This is a genomic window from Loktanella salsilacus (assembly GCF_900114485.1).
Taxonomy (GTDB): Bacteria; Pseudomonadota; Alphaproteobacteria; order Rhodobacterales; family Rhodobacteraceae; genus Loktanella; species Loktanella salsilacus.
The window spans coordinates 19885-43615 of the sequence record NZ_FOTF01000022.1; the positions used below are offsets into that span (position 1 = coordinate 19885).

A 23731-nucleotide genomic window follows, 5' to 3' on the forward strand; every position below is an offset into this window, starting at 1 on the left:
TAGAAACATCCCCTCCGGGGTCATGTGACTAACACGCACTGCAGCGTCTGCGGCGCTTTTTCAGGTCAATACGCCTCTCCGAAAATCGCACGCCAGTTGCCAACGAATATGCGGCGCCGCGCTTGATCCATTGCGACCAAAAGGGTGGGTGCGATGGGGATCGTGCGCTGGATGCTGTCTTGCAGGACGGTTTGGTCGGGTTCGGCCGATTGCACCAAACGGTTGCGGCGCAAGATCGTTTGCCCTGCCGGGGACAGGATGAAATCCAGCAGCAGCGCGGCACCTTCGGGATGCGGCGCGGATTTGGGAATCATGTAAGCGCGGGACAGCACCAGCGTATAGTCCTGCGGATAGATCACCCCGACCCGCCCGTTCGCCATCACGTCCAGATAGGACCCCAGCACGTTGTAAGCGATCAGAAACTTGCCGCTTTCGACCGATGAGATAATCTCAGCCGAGCAGCAGGTGGCAACGGCATCAACGCGGGCGAAACCTTCGAGCAGGCCGCCAAAGGTCGTGGCTTGCTGGCTGTCCATAAAGGCGAACAGATAGCCAAGGCCCGAAGCCTCGATATCATAGGTCGCGATCTTACCCCGGTAGGATTCGGGCTTGCGGCGCAGCAAGTCAAGCAGGTCGAACCGGGTGCGCGGCACGTCCACGTCTGGCACCAGATCCTTGTTATAAATCGTGACGGCCGCCTCTGCTGTGATGCCCCACACCTCGTTGCGCCAGCGGCGTGCCTCTGGCAGGGCAAGGGTCCGGCCAGAGGTATAGGGCCGCGCGCAGGCCCGGTTCACCAGATCGACAATCTGATGCACGCCGGATGAGATGACAGCATCGGGCTGTGCGTCCCCGCCCCCATCGCAGGCCCGCAGCGCGGCGGCATAGAGCGCGTTAGAGCCCCATTGTTCGTAGGTGAGGGCAATGCCCGGATGAGCCGTAACAAAGGCGTCCAGCAGCGGGGCAAAGATTTCTGTATCGGTGGTCGAGCGGACAACAAGCGGTGTGGTCACAGCCGCGCCGGGGGCGGCGTAGGTGCTGACGGCCTCTTGCGCGTGGGCGGCTGAGGATAGCAGCAGGCTGAGTGCAATGGCGCGGATCATGGCGTGTCCTGCTGTTTGAGCGGCAAGGTCAGGCTAACGCGAAAGCCGCCCGGCACATTTGCCATGATCATTTGCCCGTCAAAGGCGCGGGCGACGGCAGCGACGATGGACAGGCCCAGCCCTGCGCTATTGCCTTTGGATGCGGCGGTGCGTTCGAACCGCTGGCCAAGGGCCGCGCGCACGGCGTCAGGCGGGCCCGGGCCAGTGTCCTGCACCCAGATTGCGGCGATATCGCCATCCACTGACACGCCCACGACAACGGGCGCGGTGCCATGGCGCAGGGCATTGCCCAACATGTTACGCACCGCTTCGGTCAGGGAAATCTCGTCCGCGAGGGCCATCACAGCGTCTTCGCCAATTTGCAGCTGCACGTCTTTACCGGGGGCCAGCAGTTCGTGATCGCGGCTGTCCAGCACGGTCAGGGCAATGTCGCGCAGGTCAATCGGCGTCGGCGCAGCGTTATCGATGCGGTGGATCACCAGCGCCCGCGACAGCATCTGATCCAGCAGCGTGCCAAGCGATCTTGTCCGCAGCACCAACCGGTCCAGCCGCTGCGGGCGCTGCGCCTCGTCTTCGAGCGCAAGTTCGGCCTGCGCACGGATCGCGGCGACAGGGGTGCGCAGCTGGTGCGCGGTGTCGGAAATCAGGTTCTTCATCGCGCCGACTTGGCGATCAAGGCGGCCCATAAAACGGTTCATCGCGCCGACCATGATTGTCACCTCGGCCGGGCCGCCGGCCTGCATGGGCGTCAGATCATAGGGGTCGCGGTGCATCAGATCGCGGGTCAGGACAGCAAGCGGACGCATCGCCGACCGGATCACGACAAAGGCGCTGACGATCAAGGCGATGCCGCCCAGTGCGGTCAGCAGCAACGCGCGGCGGGTCAGGTCCAGCGCCATGGCCCTGCGCGCCTGCATGGTCTGGCCGACGGTGACGAACACCCGCCCTGAATAGGCACGTTCGGAAAATAGGCGCGACACGGTGACGAATCGCGCCGCGTCACCCTGCATGGCACCATCGCGGTACCGGGTCTGGGCGGGATTGCCGCTGCGTTCGGGCAAATCCTGACCATCGTAGCCCGTCAACAATGCGCCGTCAGGGCCGTGGATCGCATAGAAAATCCGGTCATCCGGGGCGAGTGACAACAGGCCGAAGGCCGAAACGGGCAGGTCAATCACTGGCGCGCCGTCGCTGATCGAGATTGATTCCGCGATATCCTGCGCCGCGCCCACCAGCAGCGGGTCAAACGCCTGCCGCGCGGCGCTGCGACCATAAGCAAAGGACGCCAGCGCCACCACGACCCCGCCGAGCGCCAGCAGCGACAGCACGCCCACCATGACGCGGCTGACCAGCGTCCAGCGGTGGTGCGGCGATCCGCTAGGCATCAAGGCAAATCCGGTAGCCAATGCCGCGCTGCGTTTCAATCTTTACCGCCGACGTCCCGATCCGTTTGCGCAGGCGCGCGATATAAAGCTCGATCGCGTTCAGGCCAACGTCGGCGTCGTCAAAGGCGAACAGCCCCTCGTACAGGCGTTGCTTGCTGATCGCTTGGCCTTGGTGGCGCAGCAGCAGGCCCAGCAGGGCCGCTTCGCGGCGCGTCAAATCCATTGCGGCCCCGTCCAGCGTGGCGGTCTGGGTCGCGGGGGAAAAGGCCAGCGGGCCAAGCGTCAGCGCGTCGGTTTTCTGGTCCGCATCGCGCCGCATCAAGGCGCGCAGGCGGGCGTCGAGTTCGCGTTGATCGAAAGGTTTCACCAGATAATCATCCGCCCCAAGGTTCAGCGCCGACACCCGGTCATCGACGGAAAACAGCGCCGTCAGCATCAGGACCGGCGTACGGTCGCCCCTTGCGCGCAGGTCTTTGAGCAGGTCCGTGCCATGGCGATCCGGTAGGTTAATATCCAGCACCATGGCGTCATAGCGCTGGACCCTCAGGAAATCCTCGGCGTCTGCCACGCTGCCGGCAACATCGCAGGCCATGCCAGATTTCCCCAGCCGCGCCGCAATCGCGTCGGCGACATCGGCGGCATCTTCGACGATTAAAACGCGCATAGTCCCCCCTGCGGTGCCTAGCTGCCGCCCGATGACAGGTTCGCGACAGCTTTAGCGCCTAACCTCTTATCAGCCAAACGCGAGGAGACCGCAATTCTTGCGGTGCGTTGGCTCAGGCTTCCGGGCGGCCATAAGCCCCGGCAAAACGAATCTGGAGGGATTTCCACATGACTATTAAGGCAACACGCCTGACCATCGCCGCAGTTCTGCTCGGCGCATCGACCATTGCCGCATCGGCGCAGGGCTTTACCCCCGAAAGCCCAGAGTGCATCGCACCCGCCAACCCCGGCGGCGGCTGGGACTTTACCTGCCGTCAGGTCGGCAAGCTGATGCAGGACGAAGGTCTGATCGAAAAGACTATGCAGGTCGTGAACCTGGCTGGCGGCGGCGGCGGTGTCGCTTACGCCGAAGTCGTGAACAAGCGTGCCGACAGCAACGACCTGATCGTCGCGGCATCATCCGCCACGACCACCCGTCTGGCGCAGGGTGCATACCCCGGCAACACAATGGACCAGGTCCGTTGGTTGGCATCGGTTGGCGCTGATTACGGCATTATCGCCGTATCCGCCGATTCAGAGCTCGCCGACCTGCCCGCCCTGCTGGAGCAGATGAAGACCGATCCGACTTCAATCTCTATCGCTGGCGGCTCTGCTGTGGGCGGCTGGGATCACCTGAAGGTGCTGATCGCGGCCAACGCTTATGGCATCGATGACGTGCGTTCGGTCAAGTACATCGCCTTTGACGGTGGCGGCGAGGCTGTGACCCAGCTGCTGGCCGGTTCCGTGCAGGCGTTCACTGGCGACGCATCCGAAGCCAAGGGCTTTGTTGAAAGCGGTGACATCCGCGTGCTGGCCGTGCTGGCACCAGAGCGTCTGGAAGGCGACTTTGCCGTTTTCCCAACAGCAAAAGAGCAAGGCGTTGACGCGATCGGTGCCAACTGGCGCGGCTTCTACGCCCCCGGCGGCATGAGCGATGAAGCCTATGACGCTTGGGTGTCCAAGATCGCTGACCTTTATGCCTCTGACGCTTGGAAAGACGTCATGGCGAACAACGGCTTGGCCCCGCTGGACCTGCAGGGCGCAGAGTTCGAAGCCTTCGTGGCTGACGACGTCGCGCGCATCAATGCGATTTCCAAAGAAATCGGCATCATCCAGTAAACGGCGCGTTTGCCGTTGAACATCAGGGGCGCTGCAAAAAATTTGCGGCGCCCCAACCGTTCCCCCCTTCCCCACATACCTGTCAAAGGATCCCACCATGACCGATCGCATTTTTGGCGTCGTCGGGCTGCTTCTGGCGATTGGCTTTGCGCTGGCCGCATTGACGATCAATGAAAGCTTCTTGTCTGATGCCGTCGGCCCCAAGGCCTTTCCGCTGATCATCGCCACCATCCTTGGCCTTAGCTCTGCCGTGATCGCACTGCGCCCCGACGAATCGCCCCAGTGGCCCGCCCTTGGCCGCTTGGTCGAGATTTTCGCCGCCGCCGTCGTCATGGTGCTTTATGCGCAGCTGCTGCCAGAGGTTGGTTTCATCATCGCGACCTTCTTTGCCTCGGCTTACCTGACATGGCGTCTGGGGTCCGGGCTCGTTGGCTCTTTGTTGACCGGCGTTGGCACATCGCTCGGCATCTATGTCGTCTTTCACCTCGTGCTGGGCCTGTCGCTCGCACGCGGTCCACTTGGTTTCTAAGGACGCATCACCATGGATACCCTTACTTCCCTCGTCGATGGCTTTGCCATTGCGCTGACTTGGCAGAATATTCTGCTGGCCCTGCTGGGCTGCTTTTTGGGCACGATCATGGGCGCCCTGCCCGGTCTTGGCCCATCGAACGGCGTGGCGATCCTGATCCCGCTGGCGTTTACCCTTGGCCTTGGGCCGACGGCCTCGCTGATCCTGCTGACTTCGGTCTATTACGGGGCCATGTATGGCGGGCGGATCTCCTCGATACTGCTGAACATTCCGGGCGACGAGCCTGCGATGATGACCTGTCTTGACGGCTACCCCATGGCGCAAAAGGGCATGGCCGGTCAGGCGCTGTCGCTATCGGGTCTGGCGTCCTTTGTCGGCGCGTTCTTTGCCACGTGGGGCCTGATCTTTTTGGCACCCCAACTGGTCAAGATCGCGCTGCTGTTTGGCCCCGCCGAATACTTCGCGCTGTTCGCGCTGGCCTTCATGACGCTGGGCGGCGTTTCGTCCACGAACCAAGCCAAATCGGCCTTTGCGGCCGCCCTTGGCCTTGGCCTTGCGATGATCGGTGTGGACACCCAAACCGGCGTGCCACGCTTTACCTTTGGCGAAGTCCACCTTTACGACGGCCTTGATTTCCTTGTCGCCATCGTCGGCCTGTTCGCCCTGTCAGAGGTGTTCATCTTTCTTGAGAACCGCCACGGCGAAGCCAGCGCCGATGCCGCCAAGATCAAGATTGGCCGCCTGACGCCGCCGATGTCGATGATCAAGCAGACGACCCCGACAATGATCCGGTCCACCATCCTTGGCTTCCTTGCGGGCGTCTTGCCGGGTGCGGGTGCATCGCTAGGGTCATTCATCGCCTATACGTTTGAAAAGAAGCTGGTCGATCCCGAAGGCAAAACCTTTGGCAAAGGCGATCCACGCGGTGTCGCCGCGCCAGAGGCCGGCAATAACGCGGCCGCTGGCGGTGCGCTGGTGCCCATGTTGGCGCTGGGTGTGCCGGGATCAGGCACAACAGCCGTGCTGCTGGCGGTGCTGTTGTCGCTTAACATCACCCCCGGCCCGCTGCTGTTCAGCCAGAACCCCGACGTCGTCTGGGGCCTGATCGCCGCGCTGTTCATCGCGAACTTTATGCTGCTGGCGATGAACATCCCGATGGTTGGCATCTTTACACGCGTGCTGATGGTGCCGCCGCGCATCCTGATGCCCGTGGTCGCGATGGTGTCCTTTGTCGGGATCTACGGCATCTCTGGCTCGTCCTTTGACCTGCTGGTCATGGTTGGCTTTGGCCTGATGGGCTGGGTGCTGCGTAAGTTGGACGTGCCGCTGGTGCCCATCATCCTTGGCACCCTGCTGGGCAACGCGATGGAGAACAACCTGCGCCGCGCGATTACCATCGACAACGGCAACTGGTTCACGCTGATCGACAGCCCGCTGGCCATTGGCCTGTGGACCATCGCCATCATCGGCTTTGTCATCCCGCTGATCGTCGGTCGCCGGGTTAAGGCGCAGATGCACGCCCGCCGCGACGAAGAAGGGTCGCTGTCCGACTAAAGCACCGGACGGCGCAAAAGACAGGGGCGGCGCGCCATATGGCTCGCCGCCCCTTTTTGTTTCTGAATGACGTTGCCGCCTACCGGCGCGGTGGCCGGGCGTTCGCCGATGCATCACAGACCGCGTCCGGGTCTTCAGACGCGCATCCTGCCTGCGCCTTCAGGCAGGACAGGATCGCGTTCCCGCCCGCCTCGCCTGCGTGGTAATGATAGCTCATGCCCGCGACCTCGTGGCCGTTGCACGCATCCAGATCGTCCGGGGTCGCACCGTTGGCAAGGGCATGGGTACGGCGCGATGGTGTGCGCCGACAGAATAGCGTCCACTGGCGCAGGCCCATCCAAACGCACCGCACAGCTACGAACACGCCGAAATGCGCGCCCATAAGGCGATCAGCACGATCTGTCTGTGAGTAAATTTAACGCACTAAAGCGTTATAAATGGTGCCCAGGGGCGGAATCGAACCACCGACACGAGGATTTTCAATCCACTGCTCTACCCCTGAGCTACCCGGGCACCGGGATGGCCAAGGCCATCGGGTAGCGGCGTTCTAGGTCAGCCACGCGGGGGTGTCCAGAGCCTTTTTCACGAAATCAGTGAGGTTTTTCGAGGCCTTGAAAATCTTCGTCGTCGGCTTGCTCTTCTGGGGCCGCAGGAATGGCGTAAGAGCCGGTCAGCCACTTGGCTAGATCAACGTCAGCGCAGCGCTTTGAGCAGAATGGGCGGTATTGTGGGTCGGTTGCACGCTCGCAGATCGGGCAGCTCATGCAGGCAAACCTTTCCACGGCAGACGCTCGCGTTTGCGCTGCAGTTCAAACAAACCCATCGTGGTCCATCCGACCAACGACGTCTCGACCGCGTCAGCGCGAAAGGCCGCGCGCAGGGATTGTTCGACTTGTTTGCGGTGCGCCTTGGACATGGGCGCGAAATCGACGGCAATCTGCCCGCCAAAGCCGCGCAGACGCAGCGCACGGGGCAGCACACGGGCTGCCGCAAGGTTCACCTTAAGCGCCGCAGCAGGCGAGGTGTCGCCGCCTGTGTTCACATCGACGGCCACCAGCGCGCGGGTGGCTTCGACGTACATGGTGCCTTCTGCCAGCGTAATTTTTGGACGCAAGATATCGTCAATCTGGTCCAGCACGCCAAGGCTCTCGAACCCGCCTGGCTCGGTCACGACCTCTGCGGGGATGACCCATTCGCGCCACGCCAGCGCGTGCGGGCCGTCGCCTTCGGTCAGGGCCTCAGGCTCGGTGCCTTCCGCTTCTGCCATGATGGCGGCGGCAAGGTCCTGCATCGCGATGATATCTTCGGTGATGTCGTCCTCTGATGCAAAGGCGCAAGAGGAGCGCAGAATCAGGCCCGTCTCTCCGTCCGCCTCGAACGCCGCATTGGCGATGCCAAGCAACGCGTCGCGCTGGTCGTCGTCGGTAATCTGGCGGCTGATGTTCAGGCCGGGTTTGCCGGGCGTCACAATGGCATAGCGGCTTTTGAACAGCACACGGTCGGTGACAGGCACGGCCTTGCCGTCCTCGGCGTAGCCCGTGACCTGTACCAGCATGGGCTGACCTGGGCGCAGGCCCTTGGCGCTGCGCAGAAAGGCTGTGCCGCCCTCTGGTAGGCGCAGCATCATGCCGCCCTGCCCCTTGAGCGGACGATCGCAAATGCCGCGATAAATCGCACCGGGGCGCGGCGCGTCAACGGCATCAACCAGCAGGTCGTCCAGCTGGCCATCGACCAACAAGGCTGCGGCTTCGATTCCGTTCAGATCGTCGAGGATAATCGTGCGGCCCTTCATGCGGGGACTCCGTAAATGGGATAGCCAGCGCTGGCCAAAAGGGTTGCGGTTTCCGCCAGCGGCAAGCCGACGACACCGGTAAAGCTACCGTTGATCCATGGGATAAAGGCACCGGCAGGCCCTTGGATGGCATAGCCACCCGCCTTGCCGCGCCAGTCATCACTGGCGATGTAACTGTCGATTTCAGGTTGCGACAAACGCTTCATCATCACTGTGGTCTGCACGTCGCGCGCCCAGGTCTTGTCGCCGCGTTTGACGACAACGGCGGTAATGACCTTGTGACGGCGACCCGACAGCAGCGACAGAAAGGCACGCGCCTCGGCCGCGTCCACGGGTTTGCCCATGATGCGGCGCCCAAGTGCAACGGTGGTATCAGCGACCAAAACGATCTCGTCCGGGCCCGCGATAATAGCGGCGCTTTTCTGGGCGGCGATGCGTTTGACGTAATCGCGGGGCAGTTCGCCCTTGGCTACATCTTCGTTAATGTCAGGTGGCGATACGGCGTCAGGCACAACGCCGATCTGCGCAAGCAGCTCGAGCCGGCGTGGAGAGCCGGAACCGAGGATCAGTTGCATTTTGTCAGTCATATTAGCACCCCGGTGCATGCGCAGGGTGTCGGTCGCGGTTTGCCAAGCAAACCGCAGGCCCGCAAAGGCGCGACACCGCGCCCTTGTTTATTTGAAACGATAGTTGATCCGACCTTTGGTCAGATCGTAGGGGGTCATTTCGACCTGCACCTTGTCGCCCGCGAGGACACGGATGCGGTTCTTCCGCATCTTGCCAGCCGTATGCGCGATAATTTCATGGCCGTTTTCCAACTCGACCCGGAATGTCGCATTCGGCAGCAGTTCCTTCACGACGCCCGGAAATTCGAGAAGTTCATCCTTGGCCATGTGGTCTCCTGTCTAAAATGTTGCCGCGCAAAGGCGGCTGCGGCGTGTAAATGCGCCTCATTCCCAAGATTTTCAAGGGCAAATGTCAGCCCCTGCCCCCCATATCCGGCGGGCTTTGCAAAAAACCCAAGGCAAAATGGGTTCTAAGGGGATCAATCGGGGTGGCCCGCTGTCATATCCACGCCAGAACCAACCCCGCCAATATGATATAGCGCAGGCCCTTGGCGCATGTCACCAGCAGCAAAAACGGAATAAGCGGCTCTTTCATAACGCCCGCGACCAGCGTCAACGGGTCGCCGACGATGGGCAACCAGCTGCCCAGCAGCGACCAGCGGCCATAGCGCCGATACCAGCCCTGCGCGCGGTCAAGCTGGCGGTCATTCACCGGAAACCAGCGCGCATTTTGCCAGCGCAGCAACGACCGCCCCAGCACCCAATTCACCAGCGATCCCAAAACATTGCCGAAAGTTGCGACAGCGATCAGCGCGGCGGCTGGATGGTCCCCCGCCACCAAAAGGGCGGCCAAGACCGCCTCTGACTGCGCAGGAAGCAGCGTTGCCGCCAGAAACGCGGCAAGCCACAGACCAAGATATGAAATCATATCAGCGCGTTAGTCAGCAGGCGGCGGGCCAAAGCGGTCGGTCAGACGCGCGATTATCTGATCGCGGGTCTGGCGATACAGCGCAAGGCGCTCTTCGCGCTGGTCGACCATTCCCGTGGGGTCCAGAATGGGCCAATATTCCACGTCCAAATGATAGAACTGCGTCAAATCCAGCGCGCGGCGCTGGCTGGCGGGCGACAAGGCCAACACCAGATCAAAGGACGACAGATCGTCGCCCCATTGCTCCATCTCGTCAAAGCTGCGGGACCGGTGTCGTTCCAGCGCCACGCCGATTTCAGCGCAGACAGAAACCGCAAAGCCGTCGATCTCCATGTCGTTATTCACGCCGACGGATTGGATGTAAGCCCGCGTGCCGTATAGCTTTTTCATGATGCCTTCGGCCATGGGCGAACGGACGGCATTATGGTCGCAGCAAAACAAGACAGACTGCGGCAAACCTGCCGCCTTATGTCCGCTGTCATCCGCCAAAATGAAGCACACAGATCAGGGTAAACAAACGGCGCGCCGTGTCGATATCCACTTCGGCCTTGCCTTCAAGCCGTTCCTGCAACACCCGCGCACCCTCGTTGTGGATGCCCCGGCGGGCCATATCGATCGTCTCGATCTGGCTGGGCGGCATGGTTTTCACCGCGTCGAAATAGCTTTCGCAAATCTGAAAGTAATCCTTCACCACCTGCCGAAACGGGCCAAGCGACAGATGAAATTCCCCCGCTTCGCCCAATTCTGCGTCGGTGATGTCGAACACCAGACGGCGTTCGCGGATCGACAGCTCTAGCCGGTAAGGGCCCGGCGGCACATCGCGCCCTTCGCGGGCGGGCAAGGTAAACGTGTTGTCTTCAAGTAGATCAAAGATCGCGACCCGGCGCTCTTGCTCGATCTCTGGGCTGGGCGGCGGCAGGCCGCTGTCATCCAGCGAAATATCAACGATGCGGCTCATGTGCGGTTCAATCGGTCAAGGCGGGCCTGCACGGATAGCCCGTGCGCCTCTAGGCTTTCGGACTGCGCCAGACGCGCCGCAGCAGGCCCGATGGCGGCCAGCGCCTCAGGCGTCATGCGGGCCAAAGTGGTGCGTTTGATAAAGTCCATAACCGACAACCCACTTGAAAAGCGCGCCGACCGGGCGGTCGGCAATACGTGATTTGGTCCGCCAATGTAGTCACCAATCGCCTCTGGCGTCCAGCTTCCGATGAAAATGGCACCGGCATGGGCGATCTGTGTACTCAGCGCCTCAGCCTCTGCCACGCAAAGCTCTAGGTGCTCTGGCGCGATCCGGTCGGACAGCGCAACAGCGGTGGCCAGATCGGGCACGGTGATAATCGCGCCAAAGTCGCGCCAGCTGGCCCCGGCAATCTTGCGACGCTCCAGCGTTTCTAAACGCTTGTCCACTGCCGCCGCGACCGCTTGGCCAAAGCCAGCATCGGTGGTGATCAGGATCGACTGGGCGCTTTCATCATGTTCGGCTTGGCTGAGCAGATCGAGCGCGATCCAATCGGGATCGTTGTCCGCATCAGCAATCACAAGGATTTCCGACGGACCCGCAATCATGTCGATGCCAACCTTGCCGAACACCCGCCGCTTGGCCGCCGCGACATAAGCATTTCCCGGCCCGGTGATCTTGTCCACCGGCGCGATGGTGTCCGTTCCATAAGCCAGCGCCGCAATCGCCTGTGCGCCGCCAACGCGGTAAATCTCGTCCACACCCGCAATCCGCGCCGCCAACAAAACCAACGGGTTCAGCACGCCGTCCGGCGTCGGCACAACCATCGCAAGCCGCCCCACGCCGGCCACCTTCGCCGGGATCGCGTTCATCAACACGGACGATGGATAGCTTGCCAGCCCGCCCGGCACATATAGTCCAGCCGCAGACACAGGCGTCCAGCGCCAACCAAGGCTTGCGCCCGCATCATCAATCCAGCTTTGATCTTCTGGCATCTGCCGCGCGTGATAGGCGCGAATGCGCTCCGCCGCCAATTCCAGCGCCGCGCGGTCCTCTGCGCTGACCTCAGCGCAAGCGGCGTCTACCTCTGCCGCAGAAATCCGCAGTTTGTCCGCCGTCAGCGTCAAACGATCGAACTTGGCCGTCAGATCGATCAGCGCCTGATCACCCCTGCCCCGCACATCCGCAATGATCGCCGCGACGGCGTCATCGACATCGGGGCTGTCCTCACGCTTCGCGCTTAGCAGCGCTTGAAACTGCGCTTCGAAATCTGCGCTTTGCGCATCCAAAAACTGTGGCATATCTCGGCATCCTTGGTGGATTAGGCCTTCATCTGGCCAGGAAAACTCCCGCCGGAGGCATATAGCTCGTGATCGCGATCAGGCAATCAGTCCGGATGTCGCGGGGCCTTGCGCGACGGCGCAATATAGGGCCGCGTCACGTCGCGCAGCACGACTTCCAGCGCCTCGACCGCGCAGGAAATCACGCCGTCGCCGGCAAGCGTCATCACGACCTCTCCGGTGCCATCCGGGCCGGGGCGAAACTCTAGCGCCAGCAGCGACAGGACCGTATCCGCGTCGCCCTTTGGCACACCCTGGGACCGCACGCCCATGACGTCCTCGATCAGCAGAACGCTCTGCACCCGCTCAAAATCGCGGCGGCCATGCGCCTTGGCCGCGTCTTCCCAGCGAAACCGGTTCAGCAGTATCGCAAAGCGGCGGTCTGCCGGGGTCCAGCGCATTTCGGACGCGGGAAACACTGCATCCTGCGCCAGGGCAGAGATAACCTGCAAATCCTCGGCGTCCCGCGCCATCAGGGCGAGCGGTTTGTCGACCCCGTCTTCAAAGCGTGCATCTTCGGTCATACGCCTGTGACCCGTTCGATCTGGGCCCCAACACCGCCAAGCTTATCCTCGACATGCTCATAGCCGCGATCAAGGTGATAGACGCGGTTCACAATCGTTTCACCCTCGGCGGCCAGACCAGCAAGAATCAGCGATACGCTGGCCCGCAGATCGGTCGCCATAACGGGGGCACCCTTCAGCTTTTCCACGCCGTGAACGGTAGCATGGCCGCCGTGCACTTCGATATTCGCGCCCATACGCACCAGTTCGGGCGCATGCATAAAGCGATTCTCGAAAATCTTTTCTTCCAGCACCGATGTGCCTTCGGCCAAGCACAGCATCGCCATCATCTGCGCCTGCAAATCCGTCGGAAAGCCGGGGAACGGTTCAGTCACGACGTCAACCGCACGCGGCCGGTCGCCGCGGCGCTTTACCTTCAGGCCGTTCGGCGTCTCGGTCACATCGACACCTGCCGCATCCAGCCGTTCGGCAAAAGATTCAACCAGATCCATGCGCCCGCCAAGGCATTCGACTTCGCCGCCGCAAAACACAGGGGCCAGCATGTAGGTGCCCAGCTCGATCCGGTCTGTGACAACGGGGTGCGTCGCCGCGCCCAGACGGTCCACGCCTTGGATCGTGATGGTAGAGGTCCCCTCGCCCTCAATCTGCGCGCCCATGCTGCGCAGGCAGCGGGCCAGATCGACGATTTCCGGCTCGCGCGCGGCGTTTTCCAGAATGGTCGTGCCTTTGGCCAAAGTCGCGGCCATCAGAATATTCTCGGTCGCGCCGACAGAGGCAAAGCGCAACGGCACCCGCGCGCCCTTAAGCCCGCCGGGCGCTTTCGCGTGCAAATAGCCGTCGCGCAGTTCAATCTGCGCACCCATCGCTTCCAGCGCTGTGACGTGAATATCCATCGGCCGCGCACCAATGGCGCAGCCGCCCGGCAGCGACACAATCGCCTGATGATGCCGCGCCAGCAGCGGGCCCAGCACAAGGTTAGACGCCCGCATCTTGCGCACGATTTCATAGTCAGCCGTCGTGGATGTCATGTCGTGGCTCGACAGCACCTGCACCTTGCCGTCCTGCATAGAGGTCACTTCGACCCCCAGCGACTGCAGCAAAGCGGTCATCGTCTTGATGTCCGACAGGCGCGGCGCATTGGTCAGCGTCAACGGCTCTTCTGACAACAAAGTCGCGGGCATCAACGCCAGCGCGGCGTTCTTGGCCCCTGCGATAGAGATCTGACCTTGAAGCGGGCGGCCACCCTTGACGACGATTGAATCCATGGACCTGACCTTCCTGCTGCCGGCGTTGGCTGCCGTGTTACAGCGACCCGTCCGCGAGGTCCAGTCGCGCAAGTCTTAGTCGGCGGTATCAGCGCTGCGCGCCTTGGCCTGCGCTTTGCGCTTTGCCATGTTCGCCTTTAGCGCGGCCTTCAGCCTGTCTTCGCGGGTCTTGCCCTTGGCAGCAGGCTTGGCGCGCGGCGCGGCGGTATCGGGTGTGGATTTGTCTGTCATGCAATTCTTCTACCCGCTGTGCAATTTTTGGTCCAGAGAGGGCTTGCACCCCGCGCAAACGTCCGCTAATTCCCCGCTCACGGATGCTGTGGTAGCTCAGTGGCAGAGCACACCCTTGGTAAGGGTGAGGTCGAGAGTTCAATCCTCTCTCACAGCACCATCTGAACCCCTTGATATCAAATGATAATTCTTTGCTATGTGAGCAAACTCACTTGTTGCAAGGGTGCGAACTTGCGTCAAAGTTGACGCTGAGCCCTTCCAGCGATTCCATGCCGGCGGCGGCTATCACACTGACTTGAGGATTATCATGACCGCAGCAGAGTTCGAAGCGATATTGGAAACAGTGGCCGAACGACTGAACCGAGACGTGACCGCCGACAAGTCGATGCACAAGCCAGCAATCTTTGAAGCACAAGTCCGGCACCGCATCTCTGAGCGCCTGGTCGAACTGGGCTTTGACCCGGCACTAGATGAGCAGGTCCAAGCGTTCCCTGATATTGTGATCGGGAATTTCGGTGTTGAGGTCAAAGCCACCGAAAGCGACAGCTGGCGTTGCATCGCAAACAGTGTGTCAGAAGGAAAGCGCAGCGCAGCCGTCGACAACATATATATCATGTATGGAAAAATGGGCGGTACGCCGCAGGTCAGGTTTGCAGACTACGGCGACAGCATCATCCACGTTCGCACGTCCCACGTCCCTCGTTTCGAGATCGAGATCGGGTCTGAACGTTCCCTGTTCGACCAGATTGGAACGACTTACGAAGACTTCCGCAAGCTCGACATGCACGACAAGATGACGCACATCAGGGAATATGCACGAGGCAGGTTGAATGAGGGTGAGCGGCTGTGGTGGCTTGAAGACAAGCCAGAGGATGAGCAAACCCACACGCTCTCGATGGAGATCCGGCTCTACATGGATCTGCCCCAAGATGAAAAGCGTGCGATCCGCGCGGAAGCGGTTCTACTTTGCCCCCAAGTCTGCGGCGGCGGTCGGCAACGCCGCAAATATACCGACCCAGTCTCATACATGATGTCTTACCGCGGCGTCCTTTGCCCTCAAGCACGTGACCTGTTCTCTGCCGGCAGTGTCGCCGGGCCCGCGCGCGGCGGGCATTATGTCGAGCGTTCGATCATGGCGATCCAAGATGAAATGCGGGAGGCGGCAGCCTATCTCGAGCCAGCGCTGTTCGTCGAATATTGGGGGTCCGACGTTCCGCCAGATCAGCGCATTATTGAATGGCTGAAGCGCGCCGATGTTTACGCTGTAGACTTTACACCGTCCCAAAACTTGTTTTTAACTGAACAGAGAATAGAACAGTCAAAGAACGTTTCTGGGGTTTAAGATGAAAAAGCATACCGTCGTATCGATGTTTAGCGGATGCGGCGGCATGGACCTCGGCTTCTTGGGTGGCTTCGACGCCAACGGAAAGCACTATGCCAAAAACCCATTCGAGATCGTATGGGCAAATGATTTGAACCCGAATGCATGCCGGACATACGAAGCCAATCTGGGTCATCAGATCCACGTCGGAAGTGTGTGGGATCACATCGACACCATGCCTGAAAGCTGTGACGTCGTGATCGGCGGTTTCCCATGCCAGGATATCAGTATCAACGGAAAGCGGGCCGGCGTGGCCGGTGCACGGTCAGGGCTCTACAAAGCCATGGTAGATGCAGTTGAAAAGATGCGGCCGCGGATCTTCGTCGCTGAGAATGTCCGCGGCCTACTTTACGCTTATAATAAAGACTCGCTTGCGAAAGTTCTTAGCGACTTCACGGCCATCGGCTACGATGTCAGCATCAAGCTTTACCATGCAGCTGCATACGGCGTTCCGCAGAAGCGCGAGCGTGTGATGATCGTTGGCGTGTTGAACGGATCGGTGCCGTTCGAGCACCCTACCCCGCTGCTTGAAAAGCCTGACTGGGTGTCTTCTCGATCAGCGATCGAAGATCTTGAAGGCGTGGACCAGGATCCAGAATTCAGCCACGTCTGGAGCCTCGCCCGAGCGTCAAGCGATCAAGGCAGCCGTGTTCTGAACCCTGACGTTCCGGCACATACAATCCGTGCGGAATGCCATGGCAACAACCAGTTTCACTACAAGCTGCCACGTCGCATCTCGATGCGTGAAGCTGCGCGGTTCCAGACGTTTCCTGACAAATTCATCTTCCACGCCAAGCTTCGCGAGACGGAACGCATGATCGGAAATGCCGTGCCGCCGGTGTTGGGCTGGCATGTTGCTGGCGCCGTTCTTGAATGTCTGGAGAAAACGGAAGGAGCCGTGTCGATCGCCGCTGAGTGACGCGGCTTCAGATGAATCTCGCGATCTTCAGCGCATCCGGAACACTTCCAGCCTGACCGCACCACCGCGGCTCGTCGCTGGCTTGATACAAGCACATCACGATAAACAGATCGCCGTCTGTCACGATGTAAGGCCTGTTACGCCACAACGCGATTTCATCTGCTGGCCGCCGGATCGGGTCGCACCAGCCGGGCGGGTTCAGCGGATCTACGGCGACGCCGTTCACGACGTCGCGGCAGTAGATCACACCAGCATCTGTCTGCAGCTTCCTCATAGCGTTTAATGTATGCGGAACGAACAAGACCCACCAGCTTTCGCGTCCTGAATATCTTACTCCTGATCCGCCGCCCGTGGGAGGCTTTCCGAGCTCGGCATGCTGAGACTGATGCCCATGTGTCATATCTGGCTCAAGTTCTGTTGTTACTCAAAATCGATGAGAGCCACATTCACCGCCGCAAACATCCTTATCCTGGAAAGCAACATGCGCTTTTCAAGCTCGCAACCATCTTGCAAAGCGTGATGATAGGTCGAGGTTTTGCCCGTGCACGCGGGGGCCACGAAGGAGATCAACATTGGAATTGGCGTCGGGATGCAAGTCATGGATTCGATCCATGAGATTGTCATTTCATTCTCCAGTTTGTCTGTAAGCTTGTGTCAGAGCCCGCCAGCTTGCGCCGGCGGGCCTTGTGTTCGATCAGCCCCGCAGGAAATCAGGCCTCAATCTGCGGCGGTTTTCTTCATGCGCAGCACTCACCGCTTATCTGCGTCGCACCACAGCCCGAACCAAGCGCCCGTGCGCAGGGCTTATGCAGTATGCCCACCACACCCTCATACAAAATGATGTACGTTTCATGCGATCAAACCGAAAATCTCGCGTTTGATCACGAAGTGGTGAAACTTGGCACCGGGCAGGTCATAGATGCCGATCATGTCGCCGTCTGTGTATGCCGCATCGCAGATGTCGAGAATGCAGTGCTGCCGCAGCTCGTCAATTGATGGCTGCCGCATCACGGTCACACGGTCACGCATGAAGCAGATCCGGACGAACGCGATGTCCGGGTCGCGGTCAAAGTCTGGAATGTCGAACTCGAGATTTCCGCTGTAGCCGATGAAGAAGTCGAGCATGTGCTGACGGCGCGTCATAAGTATCTCAGCCGCCTCTTGGGCGGCCTGGTGAAGCGTCGCGTGGAAATCATCGAACGTGATGCGGCGCAGGACGTTGTCAATCTTGTGCGCCTCGACAAAGACGTCAGGCACTTCTGCGAAGAGCATTTCCTCAATGTTCATGTTCAGCATCTTCGTCATATCCCAGTCTGCCATCTACAGTGGTCGTATTATTCCGGCTCTCATGTCATTTAGATTCCACTTTAGGTGCAATATTACGAGCATCTTTCCTGACTTTTTTCAATATGCGACAAAAAACTTACTCTTTGTCATTCCTGCGTATAAATATGTCATGAATGGACAGAGTTTTGCGAAATGATTATGCACGAACACATGACTGGCAAAGACGTCGAAGAGCACCTTAAAGCGCTTCTCGGCACGGACCGTCGCGGCTGGCAGTCTGCCGTCGCCGACCTGCTCGACGTCACGCCGCGCACGATTGCGCGCAACTGCGAAGAGCCGACACGCGAGTTCATCAGCAAGATTGCGCAGTATAACCGCCGCGCAGGACTTACGCCGCGCGATGTGATTGCCGATTTCGCCGGCGGCTGGACGATCGGCCGTGCGGTCAGTGCTGATTGCGACGACGTATTCGTCACACATATCGCAAGTCCGTCGTTCATCTTGCAAGCGTCGTTCAATGCGAGCGGCGATCATGACTACTATGTGACCTGGATCGAGCAGCCGGAAATTTCGGCCGCGGCCGGGCTCATCGATGAAGCGATTGCTCTCGCTGTGCATGCGAATTCTGACAACAGCGAAAAGACGGCGGATCGCATCGTGTCTGACGTGATCCGCAGCGGCCGGCCAGCGAATGAGCATCCGGCCGTCATCAGTTTGATCTCGAACAACGAGATCGAGAAGCTGACTGCGGTTCTCGAAAAGCTCAGAATGCGCGGTTATTCACCGTCGCGCTGATGTCGAGCGCACGCTGACGTGCGTCGTAGTGATGTGTTCCCCATCTCTCGGACAGTATCCGGCGCCTTGTAAGCTCCGGCCTGCTCCTGCTGATCAGCAGTGCGTTCCGTTACTTCAATCCCACCGGACTTCAGTCGCGAGATACCCGAATATAACGCTTCTGATGCCGACGCCGTAATCCCGGTTGACCTGATACCGGTATGTCCCGTCCTGAACGACTATCCAGCTGTCGACCATGTAGTTCATTCCACCTCAGTGGAACGCCTTTTTTTGATTTGTTCGACCAATGCTCACAGGGCTTGTGGCAAATTACGACCTCGCGCTCGCGCGCAATGGGTTCCTTTTTCATTTCGAAGGAAGGAGCGTCATTCCTAGATGTCATCCACCAAAGTTCGTCTTCGTCCTTGTGAATCCAGACATCGCCCGAAGTCTCTGCGACAGTGGTCATCAAATTGAACCAGCGTGAGGCCGTCGCCTTCGTCGGTTTCTTTCCTGCCGCAGTGGTATCATTCGCCATTCGGCTCGACATATAACCCTCGCGGTCATTCACTTCCCAATACCTCTGGGCGTCGATAGCATTCATGGTCGCGACTGGTCCACGCTCCCGACATATCGGCCATTCGTAATTCTGACGGCCGAAATTTGCAATTTATACCTTCATTGATATCTATATTGCTCCATTGATTCCCCCCTTAGTATTACTGAAGTGAGCAGCCATCGTAGGAATAATTCGAAAAGTATGACGGTATCGCACAGCCTGTGGCATCACTCATCTCAAAGTTTAGGTCAGCCCATCGGAGACATTCGCCGAAAACGCTGGTGCTACAGCGCGGTTTCCCAAACCTCCGGCTCGACCTATCACATAGTATCGTTGTATCACCGCCAGCGAAGATGAAATTTGAAACCTGTGTATCAAACACTCGAGTTAACGCTTGAGAAGGTGCATATTTACAATCGCCTGGGACATCGCTCGCGAGATGTAGTAGCGTTCTGCGTGCTCTTCGATCCTCTCCTTGAGGACTTTCATGTGATCTGTAGCAACCTCTCGCTGAGAGATCCAAAGCAAAAGATCTACCGCTTGAAGGCCTCGGTTATGGGTTGATGGCATGAGTGTAAACTTGCCCTTTGGATACGGTGCCATCTCAGCTGAAGGGAACTTTCCGTCCCCGCGTTCTAAAATCACCATCTGTCCAAATTCCTCATAATACCTTTTGAGCTCTGACTGAAACTCTTGCTGCTGATCATGCACAAGGGTTTCGGGCTGACAGCCGTGGATCTTGCAGAAATGGTGTATCGCTTGAAATGCTTGAGTGAATGCGATAACATTTGGTGAGTGGCCTTGGTATCCTTTGCGTTTTTCGGTGACGAGTAGGGTGAATTCGTCTTGGTTTTCTTTAGCCCACTTGATCGAATTCCTAAATACTTTCTTTATTGCGGCCGGCTCTGAAGACTTTCTGACCGTCTTAGCAATCTCTGTTGCGATAGTTACGATGCCTTTAGCATCGTCATTCAGGAACGCCTCCCAAAACTTCTTCGCCAATTCACGGTTCATTGCGGAGTCGCTGACTAAGCAAAGGACGTGCCGGTGCATTTCATCCCAATACCAATGACCAGGCGTGGCGTTGTTTTCGCCTGGATCAAAGATCATGTCGACAAACTTCGTCGGAGCAATATAGGGTTTGTGGACACTGAAAATGTTGAGAACCCAAGGGCCGCATTCCCCAATGCTATCGAGCACGGAATGCGACAAGTCGACAAGCTCATATTCAGGCCACTCATTCGCATGCAGTCGCTCAACACCTTTTTCTTTGAGAAAGGGATCAAGCACCTCCCCAACGGACGTGGCAATATTAATTTTTGAGAGCAAGGTCCCGAGTTGAAAATTTTCATTCACATCGAAAATATTACGTCCAGAGTGGCCCGTTTCGTCGATATAAGCAAACATTCATACCTCAAATTCAGAATTATCCGGGACGGCGGGCTTTCTAAGGAAGTTACAGTCGCGTTCTCTGCTCTACAAGTCAGTGATATTTGAAAAAATGCTTCCTCGCGTTATTGAATCCCCAAAGGTAATGCCAGCGATCCCTGCCGCGACACGGTGGTTACGCCCGCGAAGTAAGTGTCAGCTTCTCCGCCCTCAGTGTCGATTACACCGGGTCCGGCGGGGTGGGCCTGGCGGAATGTCCGCTTCCGCAGTGGGTCCTGAATGCGTTCACGCCTGCTGCGAACTTCCGGGCTCCGCCCTTCGCGTCTGGAGACTTCAGGAACGCTCTCCACCTGCCTCTTACATTCCAGACAACCGGCATGCGCGGTCGTTGCTTCACCCAGCCATGCGGCACGGACCGGAGGCAGCACGGGTTCAGGGTTCCGGCAACTGGCCCGGATCGGCAGTACGGTTACCCAGCCAGCCCAGAAGTTTTGCTTTGCCCTCGCCGAATGATATCTGAACCGGAGAGTGGCGGCGGCTGCCGGGTGTCAGTGAAGAAGGTAGGGGGTGGTGTCGTCGATCGCGTGCGCATGTTCGACAATCTTGATGATGTCGCGCATGCTGAATGACCGGTCAGCGTATTTCACGGCATCAATTACCGCCCGGGCGGCGTCATCGCTGAGCCCTCGCCGGCCGGACATCGTGCACGCAAATACGATCGTCTGCCCTCGTGTCGGCGGCGGCAGGTTTATGACGCGGCAACGGCTCAGTAACGGCGCAGGAATGCCGTCTGTCGTGTTCGCGGTCAGGATCCAACTGATATGCGACATGTCGAAAGACACGCGGTAGAACGGGCAATCCCAAGCGGCGGCAGTTGCTGGCTCTAAAAGGCTCAGCAACGCATCTTCAAGCGACATGCGCCGCCCCTTTTCGGACGTCATAGACACAGACTTACAGATCTCATCGACGATGATGAGCGGGTTCGCGATCCGGCTCGAAATGATCATCTCTACCGGCCGCCCCGGCTGCGCTGTAGACCACCCGCGCTCGGTGCCGTTGATCGAGAAGCCGACGGCGCCCTTGCTCGCGTCGATGTCGACCGCGGGCAGGCCGATCTGATGCGCGACGAACCGAGCCCATACGCTCTTGCCGATGCCAGGCGGGCCGACCAGGATCACCGGCGGCACCCGGACCGGTGTGCCGTCCTCAGCCGCGCGGCGCAGAGCGTGCCAGACGTACTGCGTTGCAGGTGCAAGCCATCCGAATTCCTCGTGAACAGCCGCGGCGATCTCGTCGGCCCGGTCCGCGGTGACGGTCATAGCATCGACGCCGCCAGCGATCCGGCCGAGCTTGATCAGTTCTTCAGTTTTAAGCGGTGATGCCGCCCGGATCGCCTCGTGCAGCTTCAATGTGCGGCGGGTAATCACGCGGTGCGCATCATGCATGACGTGCTTTTCAGCGATCTCGATGCCGTCGAAGCTCTTAAGACCCTTGCCTTGCCGCAACATTTTGTAGAACGCCCGCCAACGCTTTTCGATTTTATCGCGAGTCAGGAACACGTTGCCGGCCTCGATAATCTTGATCTTCATGCCTTACCTGCGAAATAAGATTTTTATCGCATTTTTAATACGATCATCTGCGGGTGACGGTCAAGTGGTGATAAATGCGAAAAGGGCCGGCGATGCCGGCCCACTCTCTTCAGTTTGTGATCTTTCTGATGTGCTCATCAAGGAGCTTGATGAACTTCTCGTTCTCGACGTCGATCTCGTAGATCACCCCCTTCACACCGCCACGGCGGCCCTGCGCGCCGCTCTGATTGATGAAGTTAGTGCGCTCTGCAGCGGCTTTGGCCAGATTCGCGATGCCTTTCACGTAGTCATGCGGGTCGGAGTTCGTAGCCGCGCACCAGAGCGGCTTGAGAACGAAGGACGTCTCGACGGAGAACTGCCTGCCGTCCTGTTTAAAGTTCCAGAACTCGGTGCCTGCGCGGTGGCCTGGCTGGACCGTCGACATAATGTGGTCTTCGATTGCGAAGCGCAGGTCATCAGCATCGTCAGTGACGCGGCGTCCCTCGTAGAGCGACTCCGCATACTCGCGGGAGGGGCGGGACAGCGACAGGTCGAGAGTGCCGTGCGGCTGCTCCGCGCGGCGGCGGTTGTATATCGCGACGGCTTGGGCCCAAATATTATCGATGTTCTCGATGAGGCGGTCTGTGTCGATCTCACCGCGGCGCGGCAGGTTCATGACCAAGGGCCAGAAGCGGCGATTGTTGAACGGGTCGATCAGATAGTCGCGGCTGTCGGCGGTGCCCATCGTGATGAACTGTCGATAGTAAGTGCGAGGGGCGACGGAGTATGCAACGCGGGTCTTATCTGCCGTCTGAGACAGACGCGACTTCAACTTCTTCGTGTCACGCTTGCTTGATATCTCCATTTCGGCCAGTTCAACGACGTGACAGCCCTGCATCTTCTGCACGAACACGTTGTCATTCGCGATGTCGTCGCTGCCCAGTGTGCCAAAGAGTCCGCGAGCGATGTTTTCCACGAATGTCGACTTGCGCTGGCCGCCCTCCCGGCTGCCCTCCACGACCGGCGTGAAATCGAATTTGTGCCCCGGTTCGAATGCCCTCGCTACTCCAGCGACGAACCAGTTGATCGCGCACTCTGTGTGATACAGGTTGTTTTCGCAGCCGAGATAGTCGTGAAAGAACGTCTTAAGACGGTCGATGCCGTCCCACTCAGTCGCATCGAGCATGTCCTGGAGCGGGTTGATTGTTTGACGATCGGCGGCGATTTTCAATGCCATTTTCAGCACGCGAAGGTCGAAGGAAAGGCCGTAGCCACCTTGATTCTCGGGGGCCGTCAGCCAGGCGCAGAGAGCGCTGATCAAGCCTTCGTCGAGTTCGCGGGGGTGCTCCGCGCTCGAAATGACTACGGGGAAATCAGGGATGCCGGAGTCGAAGGTGCGATTCATGAACTCGCTGTTCGTGAAAGCGTTATGCACGAACGCATTCTTTGTGTTGCGAGCGTTGATGATAATTTTCGTGAGGTTGTGCGTCGTGCCGCGGATCGCATTCTCTTTGCCTGAGCGGTCGAGATCGAGCATCCAGAGCTCATCATAGTCATCGTCATCATATTGGATCAACTCAACGCCGCTCAACGTCGCGCGGACACGGGCCGGGACCTGGTCCGGGGTGGTGTCGTCGATCGTCAGCGGCGACTCGATGACCGGCAGAATGTCGACAGTGTTGCTATCCTCGTCATTCACCGGCGCATCGTTTGCCGGCACGGACGGCGCGACGGCGGTGCAGATCTGGCTGATACGTGTGTCAGTGGCAGCGATCGCGCGCTCATGCGCATCGAGCTCCGTATTGAGATCGTTGATGATGTCGTTGAAGTTCTATTCTGCTGTTTCAGTTGTCATGTC

Annotated in this window: 27 protein-coding genes and 2 tRNA genes; 7 read left to right on the forward strand and 22 right to left on the reverse strand. The window is 59.3% G+C overall.

Annotated features, from left to right (window positions below; genetic code table 11):
* Window positions 1–65: 65 nt before the first annotated feature.
* From BM131_RS15940 to BM131_RS15950, 3 genes are read right to left on the reverse strand one after another with little or no spacing between them, the layout of a single operon-like run.
* Entirely contained in the window at window positions 66–1103 is a 1038-nt protein-coding gene (locus BM131_RS15940) for an ABC transporter substrate-binding protein (RefSeq protein WP_090191071.1), read from the reverse strand.
* A complete protein-coding gene (locus BM131_RS15945; RefSeq protein WP_090191073.1) occupies window positions 1100–2488 on the reverse strand; it encodes a sensor histidine kinase N-terminal domain-containing protein in 1389 nt (462 codons plus the stop codon). The genes BM131_RS15940 and BM131_RS15945 overlap by 4 nt, the downstream gene beginning before the upstream one ends.
* A complete protein-coding gene (locus tag BM131_RS15950; RefSeq protein ID WP_090191074.1) occupies window positions 2481–3152 on the reverse strand; it encodes a response regulator transcription factor in 672 nt (223 codons plus the stop codon). Before BM131_RS15950 ends, BM131_RS15945 begins: the two co-directional genes overlap by 8 nt.
* Window positions 3153–3319: 167 nt before the next feature.
* On the opposite strand from BM131_RS15950, the gene BM131_RS15955 reads away from it, so the two are divergent.
* From BM131_RS15955 to BM131_RS15965, 3 genes are all read left to right on the forward strand, one after another.
* On the forward strand, window positions 3320–4309 hold the full coding sequence (locus tag BM131_RS15955; protein WP_090191076.1) for a Bug family tripartite tricarboxylate transporter substrate binding protein: 990 nt from the start codon (window positions 3320–3322) through the stop codon (window positions 4307–4309).
* A gap of 97 nt (window positions 4310–4406) precedes the next feature.
* The gene (locus BM131_RS15960) at window positions 4407–4838 is read left to right on the forward strand and encodes a tripartite tricarboxylate transporter TctB family protein (protein WP_090191078.1); all 432 of its coding nucleotides are present in this window, start codon (window positions 4407–4409) and stop codon (window positions 4836–4838) included.
* A 12-nt stretch (window positions 4839–4850) separates the two neighbouring features.
* Window positions 4851–6392 carry a tripartite tricarboxylate transporter permease gene (locus tag BM131_RS15965; protein ID WP_090191079.1) on the forward strand — a complete coding sequence of 514 codons (1542 nt, stop codon included), beginning with the start codon at window positions 4851–4853 and terminating at the stop codon, window positions 6390–6392.
* A 79-nt stretch (window positions 6393–6471) separates the two neighbouring features.
* On the opposite strand, the gene BM131_RS15970 is transcribed toward BM131_RS15965, so the two are convergent.
* From BM131_RS15970 to BM131_RS20310, 13 genes are all read right to left on the reverse strand, one after another.
* Window positions 6472–6774, reverse strand: a complete 303-nt coding sequence (locus BM131_RS15970; RefSeq protein WP_090191080.1) for a hypothetical protein — start codon at window positions 6772–6774, stop codon at window positions 6472–6474.
* A 56-nt stretch (window positions 6775–6830) separates the two neighbouring features.
* Window positions 6831–6905 (reverse strand) — tRNA-Phe (locus tag BM131_RS15975).
* A 77-nt stretch (window positions 6906–6982) separates the two neighbouring features.
* Window positions 6983–7156 (reverse strand): DNA gyrase inhibitor YacG, encoded by a 174-nt coding sequence (locus tag BM131_RS15980; RefSeq protein ID WP_090191082.1) that lies wholly within the window; start codon window positions 7154–7156, stop codon window positions 6983–6985.
* Window positions 7153–8184 carry a ribonuclease E/G gene (locus BM131_RS15985; protein WP_090191084.1) on the reverse strand — a complete coding sequence of 344 codons (1032 nt, stop codon included), beginning with the start codon at window positions 8182–8184 and terminating at the stop codon, window positions 7153–7155. Before BM131_RS15985 ends, BM131_RS15980 begins: the two co-directional genes overlap by 4 nt.
* Window positions 8181–8759, reverse strand: a complete 579-nt coding sequence (locus BM131_RS15990) for a Maf family protein (protein ID WP_090191118.1) — start codon at window positions 8757–8759, stop codon at window positions 8181–8183. Before BM131_RS15990 ends, BM131_RS15985 begins: the two co-directional genes overlap by 4 nt.
* 99 nt (window positions 8760–8858) lie before the next feature.
* The gene (gene infA / locus BM131_RS15995) at window positions 8859–9077 is read right to left on the reverse strand and encodes a translation initiation factor IF-1 (RefSeq protein WP_056038395.1); all 219 of its coding nucleotides are present in this window, start codon (window positions 9075–9077) and stop codon (window positions 8859–8861) included.
* 172 nt (window positions 9078–9249) lie between these two features.
* Entirely contained in the window at window positions 9250–9678 is a 429-nt protein-coding gene (locus tag BM131_RS16000; protein ID WP_090191086.1) for a YqaA family protein, read from the reverse strand.
* A gap of 9 nt (window positions 9679–9687) precedes the next feature.
* The gene (locus BM131_RS16005) at window positions 9688–10167 is read right to left on the reverse strand and encodes an arsenate-mycothiol transferase ArsC (protein ID WP_090191087.1); all 480 of its coding nucleotides are present in this window, start codon (window positions 10165–10167) and stop codon (window positions 9688–9690) included.
* Window positions 10157–10636 carry a UPF0262 family protein gene (locus BM131_RS16010; RefSeq protein WP_090191089.1) on the reverse strand — a complete coding sequence of 160 codons (480 nt, stop codon included), beginning with the start codon at window positions 10634–10636 and terminating at the stop codon, window positions 10157–10159. The genes BM131_RS16005 and BM131_RS16010 overlap by 11 nt, the downstream gene beginning before the upstream one ends.
* Complete coding sequence (hisD, locus tag BM131_RS16015; protein ID WP_090191091.1) at window positions 10633–11937, reverse strand: histidinol dehydrogenase; 1305 nt, start codon at window positions 11935–11937, stop codon at window positions 10633–10635. The genes BM131_RS16010 and hisD overlap by 4 nt, the downstream gene beginning before the upstream one ends.
* 86 nt (window positions 11938–12023) lie before the next feature.
* Window positions 12024–12500, reverse strand: a complete 477-nt coding sequence (locus BM131_RS16020; protein ID WP_090191092.1) for a DUF2948 family protein — start codon at window positions 12498–12500, stop codon at window positions 12024–12026.
* Window positions 12497–13765, reverse strand: a complete 1269-nt coding sequence (gene murA, locus BM131_RS16025; RefSeq protein ID WP_090191094.1) for a UDP-N-acetylglucosamine 1-carboxyvinyltransferase — start codon at window positions 13763–13765, stop codon at window positions 12497–12499. The genes BM131_RS16020 and murA overlap by 4 nt, the downstream gene beginning before the upstream one ends.
* A 75-nt stretch (window positions 13766–13840) precedes the next feature.
* A complete protein-coding gene (locus tag BM131_RS20310) occupies window positions 13841–13996 on the reverse strand; it encodes a hypothetical protein (protein WP_175499394.1) in 156 nt (51 codons plus the stop codon).
* Between the two features lie 85 nt (window positions 13997–14081).
* On the opposite strand from BM131_RS20310, the gene BM131_RS16030 reads away from it, so the two are divergent.
* The 3 genes from BM131_RS16030 to BM131_RS16040 all read left to right on the forward strand — a co-directional run bounded on the left by BM131_RS16030 (window position 14082) and on the right by BM131_RS16040 (window position 16296).
* Window positions 14082–14156: transfer RNA gene (locus tag BM131_RS16030), tRNA-Thr, on the forward strand.
* A gap of 147 nt (window positions 14157–14303) precedes the next feature.
* Window positions 14304–15338 (forward strand): hypothetical protein, encoded by a 1035-nt coding sequence (locus tag BM131_RS16035; protein ID WP_090191096.1) that lies wholly within the window; start codon window positions 14304–14306, stop codon window positions 15336–15338.
* 1 nt (window position 15339) lies between these two features.
* Entirely contained in the window at window positions 15340–16296 is a 957-nt protein-coding gene (locus BM131_RS16040) for a DNA cytosine methyltransferase (protein ID WP_090191097.1), read from the forward strand.
* Window positions 16297–16303: 7 nt separating this feature from the next.
* On the opposite strand, the gene BM131_RS16045 is transcribed toward BM131_RS16040, so the two are convergent.
* The gene (locus BM131_RS16045) at window positions 16304–16570 is read right to left on the reverse strand and encodes a hypothetical protein (RefSeq protein ID WP_090191100.1); all 267 of its coding nucleotides are present in this window, start codon (window positions 16568–16570) and stop codon (window positions 16304–16306) included.
* A gap of 575 nt (window positions 16571–17145) precedes the next feature.
* Window positions 17146–17601, reverse strand: coding sequence for a hypothetical protein (locus BM131_RS16055; RefSeq protein ID WP_139222661.1), 456 nt, complete (start codon window positions 17599–17601; stop codon window positions 17146–17148).
* 192 nt (window positions 17602–17793) lie between these two features.
* On the opposite strand from BM131_RS16055, the gene BM131_RS16060 reads away from it, so the two are divergent.
* Window positions 17794–18378 carry a hypothetical protein gene (locus tag BM131_RS16060; RefSeq protein WP_139222662.1) on the forward strand — a complete coding sequence of 195 codons (585 nt, stop codon included), beginning with the start codon at window positions 17794–17796 and terminating at the stop codon, window positions 18376–18378.
* Window positions 18379–18508: 130 nt separating this feature from the next.
* Here the strand turns inward: BM131_RS16060 and BM131_RS20015 are convergent, their stop codons facing one another.
* The 4 genes from BM131_RS20015 to BM131_RS16075 form a co-directional block, all read right to left on the reverse strand.
* On the reverse strand, window positions 18509–18961 hold the full coding sequence (locus tag BM131_RS20015) for a hypothetical protein (RefSeq protein WP_139222663.1): 453 nt from the start codon (window positions 18959–18961) through the stop codon (window positions 18509–18511).
* A 342-nt stretch (window positions 18962–19303) separates the two neighbouring features.
* Window positions 19304–20323 (reverse strand): DUF3800 domain-containing protein, encoded by a 1020-nt coding sequence (locus tag BM131_RS16065; protein WP_090191106.1) that lies wholly within the window; start codon window positions 20321–20323, stop codon window positions 19304–19306.
* Between the two features lie 530 nt (window positions 20324–20853).
* Window positions 20854–21894, reverse strand: a complete 1041-nt coding sequence (locus tag BM131_RS16070; RefSeq protein WP_090191107.1) for an AAA family ATPase — start codon at window positions 21892–21894, stop codon at window positions 20854–20856.
* A 109-nt stretch (window positions 21895–22003) separates the two neighbouring features.
* Entirely contained in the window at window positions 22004–23572 is a 1569-nt protein-coding gene (locus BM131_RS16075; protein WP_139222664.1) for a virulence-associated E family protein, read from the reverse strand.
* Between the last annotated feature and the right edge of the window lie 159 nt (window positions 23573–23731).

Coding starts and splice junctions, on each gene's coding strand:
- BM131_RS15940 (WP_090191071.1), bottom strand. CDS start 1,103: ATGATCCGCGCCATTGCACTCAGCCTGCTGCTATCCTCAGCCGCCCAC.
- BM131_RS15945 (WP_090191073.1), bottom strand. CDS start 2,488: ATGCCTAGCGGATCGCCGCACCACCGCTGGACGCTGGTCAGCCGCGTC.
- BM131_RS15950 (WP_090191074.1), bottom strand. CDS start 3,152: ATGCGCGTTTTAATCGTCGAAGATGCCGCCGATGTCGCCGACGCGATT.
- BM131_RS15955 (WP_090191076.1), top strand. CDS start 3,320: ATGACTATTAAGGCAACACGCCTGACCATCGCCGCAGTTCTGCTCGGC.
- BM131_RS15960 (WP_090191078.1), top strand. CDS start 4,407: ATGACCGATCGCATTTTTGGCGTCGTCGGGCTGCTTCTGGCGATTGGC.
- BM131_RS15965 (WP_090191079.1), top strand. CDS start 4,851: ATGGATACCCTTACTTCCCTCGTCGATGGCTTTGCCATTGCGCTGACT.
- BM131_RS15970 (WP_090191080.1), bottom strand. CDS start 6,774: ATGGGCGCGCATTTCGGCGTGTTCGTAGCTGTGCGGTGCGTTTGGATG.
- BM131_RS15980 (WP_090191082.1), bottom strand. CDS start 7,156: ATGAGCTGCCCGATCTGCGAGCGTGCAACCGACCCACAATACCGCCCA.
- BM131_RS15985 (WP_090191084.1), bottom strand. CDS start 8,184: ATGAAGGGCCGCACGATTATCCTCGACGATCTGAACGGAATCGAAGCC.
- BM131_RS15990 (WP_090191118.1), bottom strand. CDS start 8,759: ATGCAACTGATCCTCGGTTCCGGCTCTCCACGCCGGCTCGAGCTGCTT.
- infA (WP_056038395.1), bottom strand. CDS start 9,077: ATGGCCAAGGATGAACTTCTCGAATTTCCGGGCGTCGTGAAGGAACTG.
- BM131_RS16000 (WP_090191086.1), bottom strand. CDS start 9,678: ATGATTTCATATCTTGGTCTGTGGCTTGCCGCGTTTCTGGCGGCAACG.
- BM131_RS16010 (WP_090191089.1), bottom strand. CDS start 10,636: ATGAGCCGCATCGTTGATATTTCGCTGGATGACAGCGGCCTGCCGCCG.
- hisD (WP_090191091.1), bottom strand. CDS start 11,937: ATGCCACAGTTTTTGGATGCGCAAAGCGCAGATTTCGAAGCGCAGTTT.
- BM131_RS16020 (WP_090191092.1), bottom strand. CDS start 12,500: ATGACCGAAGATGCACGCTTTGAAGACGGGGTCGACAAACCGCTCGCC.
- murA (WP_090191094.1), bottom strand. CDS start 13,765: ATGGATTCAATCGTCGTCAAGGGTGGCCGCCCGCTTCAAGGTCAGATC.
- BM131_RS20310 (WP_175499394.1), bottom strand. CDS start 13,996: ATGACAGACAAATCCACACCCGATACCGCCGCGCCGCGCGCCAAGCCT.
- BM131_RS16035 (WP_090191096.1), top strand. CDS start 14,304: ATGACCGCAGCAGAGTTCGAAGCGATATTGGAAACAGTGGCCGAACGA.
- BM131_RS16040 (WP_090191097.1), top strand. CDS start 15,340: ATGAAAAAGCATACCGTCGTATCGATGTTTAGCGGATGCGGCGGCATG.
- BM131_RS16045 (WP_090191100.1), bottom strand. CDS start 16,570: ATGAGGAAGCTGCAGACAGATGCTGGTGTGATCTACTGCCGCGACGTC.
- BM131_RS16055 (WP_139222661.1), bottom strand. CDS start 17,601: ATGACGAAGATGCTGAACATGAACATTGAGGAAATGCTCTTCGCAGAA.
- BM131_RS16060 (WP_139222662.1), top strand. CDS start 17,794: ATGACTGGCAAAGACGTCGAAGAGCACCTTAAAGCGCTTCTCGGCACG.
- BM131_RS20015 (WP_139222663.1), bottom strand. CDS start 18,961: ATGAATGCTATCGACGCCCAGAGGTATTGGGAAGTGAATGACCGCGAG.
- BM131_RS16065 (WP_090191106.1), bottom strand. CDS start 20,323: ATGTTTGCTTATATCGACGAAACGGGCCACTCTGGACGTAATATTTTC.
- BM131_RS16070 (WP_090191107.1), bottom strand. CDS start 21,894: ATGAAGATCAAGATTATCGAGGCCGGCAACGTGTTCCTGACTCGCGAT.